The 8,378-nt window shown below is 64.6% G+C and carries 9 protein-coding genes; 1 reads left to right on the forward strand and 8 read right to left on the reverse strand.

Translation table 11 applies throughout. From position 1 onward, the window contains the following. Positions 1 to 70: 70 nt before the first annotated feature. From ASB58_RS02910 to ASB58_RS02935, 6 genes are all read right to left on the reverse strand, one after another. Positions 71 to 685: a tetratricopeptide repeat protein gene (locus tag ASB58_RS02910; RefSeq protein ID WP_118129280.1), complete on the reverse strand. Its 615-nt coding sequence runs from the start codon at positions 683 to 685 to the stop codon at positions 71 to 73. A gap of 19 nt (positions 686 to 704) precedes the next feature. Further along, on the reverse strand, positions 705 to 1,361 hold the full coding sequence (locus ASB58_RS02915; protein WP_118129281.1) for a hypothetical protein: 657 nt from the start codon (positions 1,359 to 1,361) through the stop codon (positions 705 to 707). Beyond that, complete coding sequence (gene hemL, locus ASB58_RS02920) at positions 1,358 to 2,638, reverse strand: glutamate-1-semialdehyde 2,1-aminomutase (protein ID WP_118129282.1); 1,281 nt, start codon at positions 2,636 to 2,638, stop codon at positions 1,358 to 1,360. The genes ASB58_RS02915 and hemL overlap by 4 nt, the downstream gene beginning before the upstream one ends. A 10-nt stretch (positions 2,639 to 2,648) precedes the next feature. Next, positions 2,649 to 3,278: a thiamine phosphate synthase gene (thiE, locus tag ASB58_RS02925; protein WP_118129283.1), complete on the reverse strand. Its 630-nt coding sequence runs from the start codon at positions 3,276 to 3,278 to the stop codon at positions 2,649 to 2,651. Continuing rightward, the gene (locus ASB58_RS02930; protein ID WP_118129982.1) at positions 3,275 to 4,075 is read right to left on the reverse strand and encodes a hydroxymethylpyrimidine/phosphomethylpyrimidine kinase; all 801 of its coding nucleotides are present in this window, start codon (positions 4,073 to 4,075) and stop codon (positions 3,275 to 3,277) included. Before ASB58_RS02930 ends, thiE begins: the two co-directional genes overlap by 4 nt. Before the next feature lie 105 nt (positions 4,076 to 4,180). Beyond that, the gene (locus tag ASB58_RS02935) at positions 4,181 to 5,443 is read right to left on the reverse strand and encodes a DUF1835 domain-containing protein (protein WP_118129284.1); all 1,263 of its coding nucleotides are present in this window, start codon (positions 5,441 to 5,443) and stop codon (positions 4,181 to 4,183) included. Positions 5,444 to 5,690: 247 nt separating this feature from the next. On the opposite strand from ASB58_RS02935, the gene ASB58_RS02940 reads away from it, so the two are divergent. After that, complete coding sequence (locus ASB58_RS02940) at positions 5,691 to 6,113, forward strand: Mpo1 family 2-hydroxy fatty acid dioxygenase (protein WP_096003495.1); 423 nt, start codon at positions 5,691 to 5,693, stop codon at positions 6,111 to 6,113. A gap of 50 nt (positions 6,114 to 6,163) precedes the next feature. Here the strand turns inward: ASB58_RS02940 and ASB58_RS02945 are convergent, their stop codons facing one another. Next, positions 6,164 to 7,633, reverse strand: a complete 1,470-nt coding sequence (locus ASB58_RS02945; protein WP_096003496.1) for a class I adenylate-forming enzyme family protein — start codon at positions 7,631 to 7,633, stop codon at positions 6,164 to 6,166. Positions 7,634 to 7,675: 42 nt separating this feature from the next. After that, positions 7,676 to 8,296 carry a pseudouridine synthase gene (locus ASB58_RS02950; RefSeq protein WP_118129285.1) on the reverse strand — a complete coding sequence of 207 codons (621 nt, stop codon included), beginning with the start codon at positions 8,294 to 8,296 and terminating at the stop codon, positions 7,676 to 7,678. Positions 8,297 to 8,378: the final 82 nt, after the last annotated feature.

The raw sequence follows: 8,378 nt of genomic DNA on the forward strand, positions 1-8,378 counted from the left end.
TGCGCTCCCTCCGCCTTGCCTGGCCGAAAAATGGCCTCCGGCAGGCGAGTGAGCGAAACATCAACAGACCCTAAGGCAGCTCCAGCTCCTCGTCTGCTCCGTTCTCCCCGTCGTTCTGGCGCTCCTGCGGCTCCGGCTCGGCGGGAATGCTGCCGCTCAGCTGCTCCTCGCGAATCTGGGCCAGATAATCGCGGAACAGCGTGCCTAGCACGTGATTGGCGACCTGGGTTTCCTGCTCGTTCATTTGCAGCGCGACGAGGTCGGCGGCGTCCATGGCTTCATTGCTGCCATTGACGGCTGCCATCTTCAGGATGATGTAGGCCTGCGGCAGGTTGCGTGTCACCCCTTCGCCCTGAAAGTGCATCATGCCCAGTCGGTACTGCGCCTGGGGTTGCCCCTGAATGGACGCCTTTTCCAGCCAGTTCAGCGCGCTGGCGTAATTGCGTTCTACCCGTTCGCCCCGGTAATACAGCTGGCCGAGTTCGAACTGGGCGCGCAGGTCGCCGCCGTTGGCCGCTTCTTCGCAGACCTCAATGGCCATCGGCAGGCTGTCGTCGTCTACCCGTTCAAAGGCGCAGCGGTCCTCGGCGCTGATCAGCAGCGGGTTGTCAGACTGGGCCAGCAGTGGCGCGGCGGGCAAGCCCAGCAGGCTGAACAGGGCGAGGCGTGGAAACAGGCGGTGCATGGGCGACTCAGGGTCTCGGCTAGGAATCATCACTCGACGCGTCAGCGTCGGACGTTGCCTTATTGTGCGCCTGTTCGCTCAGCAGGCCAACCGTCAAAGCGGCGCCCAGCAGCGCCGGGAATAGCGACAGTAGCGTGCCGTTGGCAACAAACAGGTCAGCCAACGGAGGGCTGCCCTGTTTGAATAGTGGCGCCAGGGCGCCGGCAGCGCAGACCAGCGCCAATGGCAACGGACGGCGGTCGTTGCCCATCACTCGCACGCAGGTCAGCAGCATGACCAGCAGCGCAGCGCAATTGATCAGCCACTGATAGCTGTGCAGGACGTCCATGCGCCGGCTCAGCTCGAAGGCGGCCATCAGGCCCAGCAGAATGCGTCCCCAATTAGCCGGTTGCCAGCGCAGGCCGACCCCCAGATACAGCGCGGCCAGCCCGAGCAGCGGCAGGCTGAGGCTTTGCGCGGCCAGGCCCAAGATGCGCTGGGTGTGTGCCAGCTCGCCGGCCCCGGGGAGCGCCCCGAGGCTCAGCAGCAGACTGGCGGTGGCGGCTAGCCCGAGCCCCAGCAGCGCCGCGGTGATGGCGCCGCGTGCGGGCAGGCTGAGCGGTCCGCGCTGGCGCCAGAGCCAGATGCCAACGGCCAGCAGCAACAGCGTCAGCAGGGCATGACCCAAAGCGATCATAGGGCGGCGAAGGCCTTTTCGGCAGCGTCCAGGGTCAGCTTCAGTTCAGCGTCGCCATGGGCGATGGAGGTGAAGCCGGCCTCGAAGGCGCTGGGTGCCAGATAGACGCCGCCATCGAGCATCAGGTGGAAGAACTGCTTGAAGCGTTCCACGTCGCTGGCCATCACGTCGTCAAAGGTGACGATGTCGTCGGCGCCGGAGAAGTACAGGCCGAACATCGCACCTGCCTGAGTGGTCACGAAGGGCACCCCCGCGGCATCGGCGCGCTCCTGCAGACCGGCCAGCATGCGGCTGGTGTAGTCGGTCAGTTCGTCATGGAAGCCAGGACGCTTGATCAGGCGCAGCGTGGTCAGGCCGGCGGCCATCGCCAGCGGGTTACCGGACAGGGTGCCGGCCTGATAGACCGGGCCGAGCGGGGCAATGCACTCCATCACGGTGCGCTTGCCACCGAAGCAGCCAACCGGCATGCCACCGCCGATGATCTTGCCGAAGGTGGTCAGGTCAGGAGTGACGCCATAGTGCGCCTGGGCGCCGCCGAGGGCCACGCGGAAACCGGTCATCACCTCGTCGAAAATCAGTACCACGCCGTGCTCGTCGCAGGCCTCACGCAGGCCCTGCAGGAAGCCGGGCGCCGGCGGCACGCAGTTCATGTTGCCGGCAACCGGCTCGACGATGATGCAGGCGACCTGTTGGCCGACGTCGGCCAAGGTGCTGCGCACCGCTTCGATGTCGTTGAAGGGCAGAGTCAGGGTGTGTTTGGCAAAGTCGGCCGGCACGCCGGCGGAGCTGGGAACGCCCTGGGTCAGCAGACCGGAGCCGGCCTTGACCAGCAGGCTGTCGGAGTGACCGTGGTAGCAGCCCTCGAACTTGATGATGCTGTCGCGGCCGGTGTAGCCGCGAGCCAGACGAATGGCGCTCATAGTGGCTTCAGTACCGGAGCTGACCATACGCACCATGTCCATCGACGGCACCAGCGAGCAGACCAGCTCGGCCATTTCGGTTTCCAGCGCGGTCGGCGCGCCGTAGGACAGACCGTGCTGCAGCTGATTGCGCACCGCGTCCAGTACGTCCGGGTGGCTGTGGCCGAGGATCATCGGGCCCCAGGAGCCGACGTAATCAACGTAGCGCTTGTCGTCTTCGTCAATGACGTAGGCACCTTCGGCGTGCTTGAAGAACAGCGGTGTGCCGCCGACGCTCTTGAAGGCACGAACCGGCGAGTTGACGCCGCCAGGGATGTGTTTCTGGGCGCTGGCAAACAGGGATTCGGAACGGGACATGGCAAGTCTCTCAGGATGCGTGAATGAGTTGGCTGAACTGACGGGCGCGTTGCTGCACCGTCTCAGCGTTGGGGGCGCCGAACAGGCCGTTGATGACGGCGAGGTAGTCGGCACCGGCTTGCAATAGCGGCGCAGCGTTGTCCAGCGTGATGCCGCCGATGGCGACGATCGGCAGGCTGAAGCGGGCGCGGGCTGAGCGTAGCAGGGGCAGGTCGGCGCTGGGCCCACCCGGCTTGGTCTGGGAGGTGTAAAAGCGCCCAAAGGCGATATGGTCGGCGCCGGCATCGATGGCGTCTTCAGCCAACTGCAGGCTGGCATGGCAGGTGGCGCCGAGCAGCGCCTGGGGGCCGAGTTGCTGGCGGGCCTCGCGCAGGGAACCGTCTTCCTGGCCCAGGTGCAGGCCAACGCCTAGCTCGGCGGCCAGCGCCAAGTCATCGTTGATGATCAACTCGCAGCCGTACTGGCGGCACAAATCGCGCAGTTGACTGGCTTGCTCCAGCCGCTTGACGCTGTCACCGGACTTGTCGCGATACTGCAGCCAGCGGGCACCGCCGATCAGCGCGGCTTCGACATAGGGCAATAGCTTGCCGTCGGCCAGCAGCGCGCTGTCGGTGATGGCGTAGAGACCGCCCCCCCTCATGAGCAGAAGTCCAGCGGCAGACGACGCGGCACGTACTGGCCGTGGCCGGGCTGCTCCGCGTCACGTAGCGTGCGCCAGGTGTAATCCAGTGCTGAACGCACCGCGCTGACCAGCTCTTCGCCCAGCGCCAGGCGACCAGCCAGGGTGCTGGCCAGGGTGCAGCCGGAGCCGTGGTAGCTGCCGGGCAGGCGCGGGCAGGTAAAATCGTGGCGGCTGCCGTCGGCGCAATACAGGCGGTTGTGGATCTCCGCCTCGTCACCGTGGCCGCCGGTAATCAGCAGGTGGCGAATATGCGGCAGTAATTTGTCGGCACACTCGTCGGCGCTGCCCTCCGGCAGTTCGGCCAGAATGCGTGCCTCGGGCAGGTTTGGGGTGGCGATGGTGGCAGCCGGGAACAGGCGTTCGCGAATGGCAAAGCCGACATCGTCCTTGCCCAGTGAGCCGCCACCGCCGGCGCGTAGCACCGGGTCGCAGACCAGTGGTGCGTCCGGCAGACGCTGCATCAGCTCCAGCACGGTATCGACCATCTCCACCGAGCCCAGCATGCCCAGCTTGACCGCCGAGACGGGCATGTCGCTGATCACCTTGTTGGCCTGGGCCAGCACCCACTCGCGATCCAGCACGCGGAAGTCACTGACATCCACGGTGTCCTGCACGGTCAGGGCGGTAACCGTGGGAGCTGCGTGGCAGCCCTGGGCGATCAGTGCCTCGATATCGGCCTGCAGGCCGGCACCGCCACTCGGATCATGGCCGGAGAGGCAGAGGACGACGGGCTTGAAGGGGTTGGGTTGGGGCATGGTGAGCGCTTCCGCGAGCTGACGGGTGATGCACCAGCGGCGGTGTGAATCCGCCGCTGGCATGACAGCGCGTTAGCATACCATCTTGCCCGCCGAGCGGGGTGCTCAGCCGCTGTGCCGATGCAGGCTCTGTTGCGCCGCATCGTAACGCCAGTGTGGCTGGCCTGGCTGTAGCTCGACGCCGCCGACCCAGTAGCCATTGGCGCGGCTGGTGAAGCCGTCCGCCTTGCCCTGTAGCACGGCTTCGCCCTGAGGACTCAGTTGAATAACCCGTTGGGGCCAGTCCGCCACGCGGTCGTCGATCTGCAGTAGCGGGGTCGTGCCACCGAGCAGCGGCTGCAGTATCCACCAGAACATCAGGTCGCCCAGATAGGGTAGTGGCTCGTCATTGCGCATCAGGGCGGCGAAGACCTTGCCTGTCGGCAATGGGCCTTGACGCTGGATAATCTGCAGGCTCAGGCGTTCGGTCAGCCCGAGTCCGTCGTGCTGTCCTGGCAGCTGCTGCAGGTGCCGGTGCAGGGCCTTGCCGAGCATCGGCAGGGCCGGCGTGCCGGTTTGAATCAGGGCCAGCAGGGCGGTGGGGTCGTCTGCGGTCAGTGCGTGCCAGGCGTCGCTGCCGAGTTGGAGCAGTTCGGGTTTGATCGGTCGGCGCTGGGGCCAAAGCCAGCTCAGCACCTCCGGTGCCAACTGGCCGATGCCGATAAAGCGCTCCACGCCCGGCACCTGATCGACCGCAATCAGCTGCAGCTCAGCGCTGGGCTGCAGTTCGCGCAGGCGATGCAGCAGATAGGCGAGAATCAGTTGGTCGTAGCTGTCGTGTTCGAACCACAGCACGATGCGTTGATACTGATCGAGCCTCAGCAATGTGCCATAGCCCTGTTGCTGGCGGCCCAGCGCGTCGGCAGGCGCCAGATCGAAAGCCTCTGCAAGAAAGGTGGCGCGCTCGCGCAGCAGGGTTTGCGGGTCGCTGTCACTCAGCGGTCCGATGCAGAAGGGGTCGGAAAACTCGAGAAAGTCTCCGGTCAGACCCGCAGTGCGCAAACTGTGCTGAATATCGCTGCCGCAGCGGATATGCAGGGTCTTTAGGTCCTGATCCCCCTCGCTCAGCAGTCGTTGATTGGCCAGGCTGATGCTGTCGATGTGCTGCTTGAGCCGCGGCCAGCTGGCAAAGCCGCACTCGCGGGCAATAACCAGCTGAGCGTCGGCCAGCTTCAGTGCCGCGCTGCGTGGGGTGATCCATTGATTGACGCGGCTGAGTGCTGCTGGCTCGCCTGCGTTGATGCCCTTGAGCAATTCCTTGGCGCGCTTGCGTTGCTGTTCAAGATTGAGGCGGCCGTTGCTGATGGGCCGGGTGCTGGTGCTGGACATACGATCCCCTTATCGGGCCTGTGTCCGCCTGGCAGGCTGGGTGTCGTATGGGTGACTCAAGATAAGGTGAAGCGGGCGCAGCCCTTTCCGCGAACGGGGACGCCTTGCGGCGTGGCCCAAAGGATCGCCGCTGTCGCGTGCGTTGTCAATGACCGCTGGCCGCCGCGGACACTGGTTATCCTGTGCTCATGCTGTCTACACTCTGAGACAGAGTATGTAGCCCATCAGACCAACAACAGGGTGCTTTATGAAAGCGATTGACCAATGGTTCGACGAGTATGGTGAAAGCCACCGCAACCCGATCAACAAGCTGACGCATTGGATTTGCGTGCCGCTGATCACGTTTAGCGTGCTCGGCATGCTGTGGGCCATCCACCCTTGGGTGGCGATGCTGGTGGTGGGTGCCTCGCTGCTGTTCTATGCCATGCTGTCCTGGCAGATTGCGGCTGCCATGCTGGTCGTCAGCCTGGTGATGTTGCTGATCCTCAGCCTGATGACCTACGTGTTCTGGCCCAGTGTGGCGATTTTTGTCCTGGCCTGGATCGGTCAGTTTATTGGTCACCATATCGAGGGCAAGAAGCCGTCCTTTTTCAAGGATCTGCAGTTCCTGCTGATTGGCCCGGCCTGGCTGCTGGGCTTTGTATTCAGATTGCTCGGCATTCGCTACTGAGTTGAACGGGCGCCGGGCGGCGCCCAGTAGCATTCCAATCAGCGCTTGGCCTACGACAGCTGGTGCTTCATCACCTTGCCATTGGCGTTGCGAGGCAAGGCCTGCATCTCTGCGTACAGGCGCGGGCGTTTGTAGTCGGCCAGCAGCGGTTCGAGGAAGGCTGACAGTTCTGCCTGCAGGTCGGCCACCGGTTCACGCAGCACGACGACCGCCTTCACCGTTTCGCCCCATTGCGGGTGGGGGACGCCAAATGCCGCCACTTCCACGATATTTGGATGCCCTTCCAGCGCGACTTCAATCTCCCTTGGATAGACGTTGACGCCGCCGGAAATGATCAACTCCTTGGCGCGGCCGAGCACCCAGTAGTAGCCACCGGCATCGCGCCGGGCAAGATCCCCGGAGTCCAGCCAGCCGTCGCTGTGCAGGCATTCGGCTGTCGCTTCGGGTTTGTTCCAGTAACCGAGCATCATGCCTTCTGTGCGGATCTGCAGTTGCCCGGTGCCTTCACCAATAACCTCGTTGCCGTGCTCGTCGACCATGCGCACTTCCGTGTGCAGTGCGCCGCGGCAGCCAATCGATCCTGCTTTCTGGCGATGTTCCTCGGGCATCATGATGGTGCCGCTCGGCCCTGCTTCGGTCAGGCCGTAGACGCAGTACAGACGGTCAGTGCGCATACGCTCGGCGATCAGCGCTACCTGCTCGCTGGAGAGCGGGCCGCCGCCGTAGACCCAGGCCTGCATCGAGCTGATGTCGCGCTCGGTGATATCCGGCTGCTGGGCGGTCAGCAGAAAGGCCACCGGCGCACCAAAGAAGTGGGTGGTACGTTCCTGCTCGACAGTATCGAGCAGCAGCCTGGGGTGAAACTCCGGCAAGACCACGTGGGCTGCGCCAACATAGGTGCCGCCCAGCAAGAAGACGTTGAGCGGCGCCGAGTGGGTCAGCGGCATCATGTGTAGCAGGCGGCTGTGCGGGCGCATGTCCATTTCCACTGCTGAGGCGGTCGCGACGGTCAGCAGGGCGTGATGGTCAAACAGTACGCCCTTGGGTTTGCCGGTGGTGCCGGAGGTGTAGAGCAGGGTGCAGGGCTGGTCGGCTGCTGCGTCGGCGACCAGCCAGCGGGCGTGCATGTCGGCCAGCTGGGCTGACGGCTGGTCCAGTCGCAGGCAGGGCGCCAGGGCGCTGGCACGTTCGGCGTGCTCGCCCTGGGCGATAACCACACGGGCGTCGCAGTCGCCAAGGATGTACTCCAGCTCGGCACTGGTCAGGCGCGCATTGATCGGCACCACGATGGCGCCCAGATTGATCACCGCAAAATAACCCAGTACCCAGCTGTAGCCGTTGGGCAGGTACAAGGCAACGCGGTCGCCGGCGCCGATCTCATACTGCTCGTGCAAGTGGGCTGCCAGGCGCAGGCTCTGATCGTGCAGCTCGGACCAGCTGAGGCGGCACTCGGGCGTAATCAGCGCCTCGCCAGAAGGGAATTTGCGGGCATTGACGGCGAGCAGCTTAGGTATGTTCATGCGTAGCATCCTGTTGTTCTTGTTGATTGATGATATGCAGGGTCAATGGCTGATAGGGATATCTCTCCATTGGCCCGGTAGCAGGTTGTCCAGCGTCCAGTCGCCGATGCGCACGCGCACCAGTCGTAGGGTTGGCAGGCCAACGGCGGCGGTCATGCGGCGCACCTGGCGGTTGCGGCCTTCGCGGATGGTGATCGCCAGCCAGCTGGTGGGCACGCTCTTGCGAAAGCGCACCGGCGGATTGCGCGGCCACAGGGCAGGCTCGTCGATCTGCTCGACCTCTGCGGGTCGGGTCGGGCCGTCGTTCAGTTCGGGGCCATCGCGCAGCTGCTTCAGTTGCTGCTCGCTGGGCTCGCCCTCAACCTGCACCCAATAGGTCTTTGGCAGCTTGTGTTTCGGGTCAGTAATGCGTGCCTGCAGACGACCGTCATTGGTCAGCAGCAGCAACCCTTCGCTGTCGCGATCCAGACGACCGGCCGGATACACCCCGGGGATGTCGACAAAGTCACGCAGGGTTGCGCGCCCATCTCCGTCGGTGAACTGGGTCAGCACATCAAAGGGTTTGTTCAGCGCAATCAGGCGCGGCTCGGCAGGCGGCGGCGCGGGTTTGCGGCGAACGCGCTGCGGCGGGCGCGACTGAGCTGAGCGGGGGCGTTGCTTCATGCGATTCCTTGGTCTGATCGGCTGTGCAGGGCGGCCGAGCATTGTCCCTCTGGCGGTGGGCGGCTGGGAAGGGCGGCCTGCT

The sequence above is a fragment of the Pseudomonas abyssi genome (genome assembly GCF_003444685.1).
In the GTDB taxonomy this organism is placed as follows: Bacteria; Pseudomonadota; Gammaproteobacteria; order Pseudomonadales; family Pseudomonadaceae; genus Halopseudomonas; species Halopseudomonas abyssi.

Bases quoted from the DNA above. Each gene is read 5' to 3' on its own strand.
- ASB58_RS02940 (WP_096003495.1), top strand. From the start codon at position 5,691: ATGAAAGCGATTGACCAATGGTTCGACGAGTATGGTGAAAGCCACCGC.
- hemL (WP_118129282.1), bottom strand. From the start codon at position 2,638: ATGTCCCGTTCCGAATCCCTGTTTGCCAGCGCCCAGAAACACATCCCT.
- ASB58_RS02935 (WP_118129284.1), bottom strand. From the start codon at position 5,443: ATGTCCAGCACCAGCACCCGGCCCATCAGCAACGGCCGCCTCAATCTT.
- ASB58_RS02950 (WP_118129285.1), bottom strand. From the start codon at position 8,296: ATGAAGCAACGCCCCCGCTCAGCTCAGTCGCGCCCGCCGCAGCGCGTT.
- thiE (WP_118129283.1), bottom strand. From the start codon at position 3,278: ATGAGGGGGGGCGGTCTCTACGCCATCACCGACAGCGCGCTGCTGGCC.
- ASB58_RS02930 (WP_118129982.1), bottom strand. From the start codon at position 4,075: ATGCCCCAACCCAACCCCTTCAAGCCCGTCGTCCTCTGCCTCTCCGGC.
- ASB58_RS02910 (WP_118129280.1), bottom strand. From the start codon at position 685: ATGCACCGCCTGTTTCCACGCCTCGCCCTGTTCAGCCTGCTGGGCTTG.
- ASB58_RS02915 (WP_118129281.1), bottom strand. From the start codon at position 1,361: ATGATCGCTTTGGGTCATGCCCTGCTGACGCTGTTGCTGCTGGCCGTT.
- ASB58_RS02945 (WP_096003496.1), bottom strand. From the start codon at position 7,633: ATGAACATACCTAAGCTGCTCGCCGTCAATGCCCGCAAATTCCCTTCT.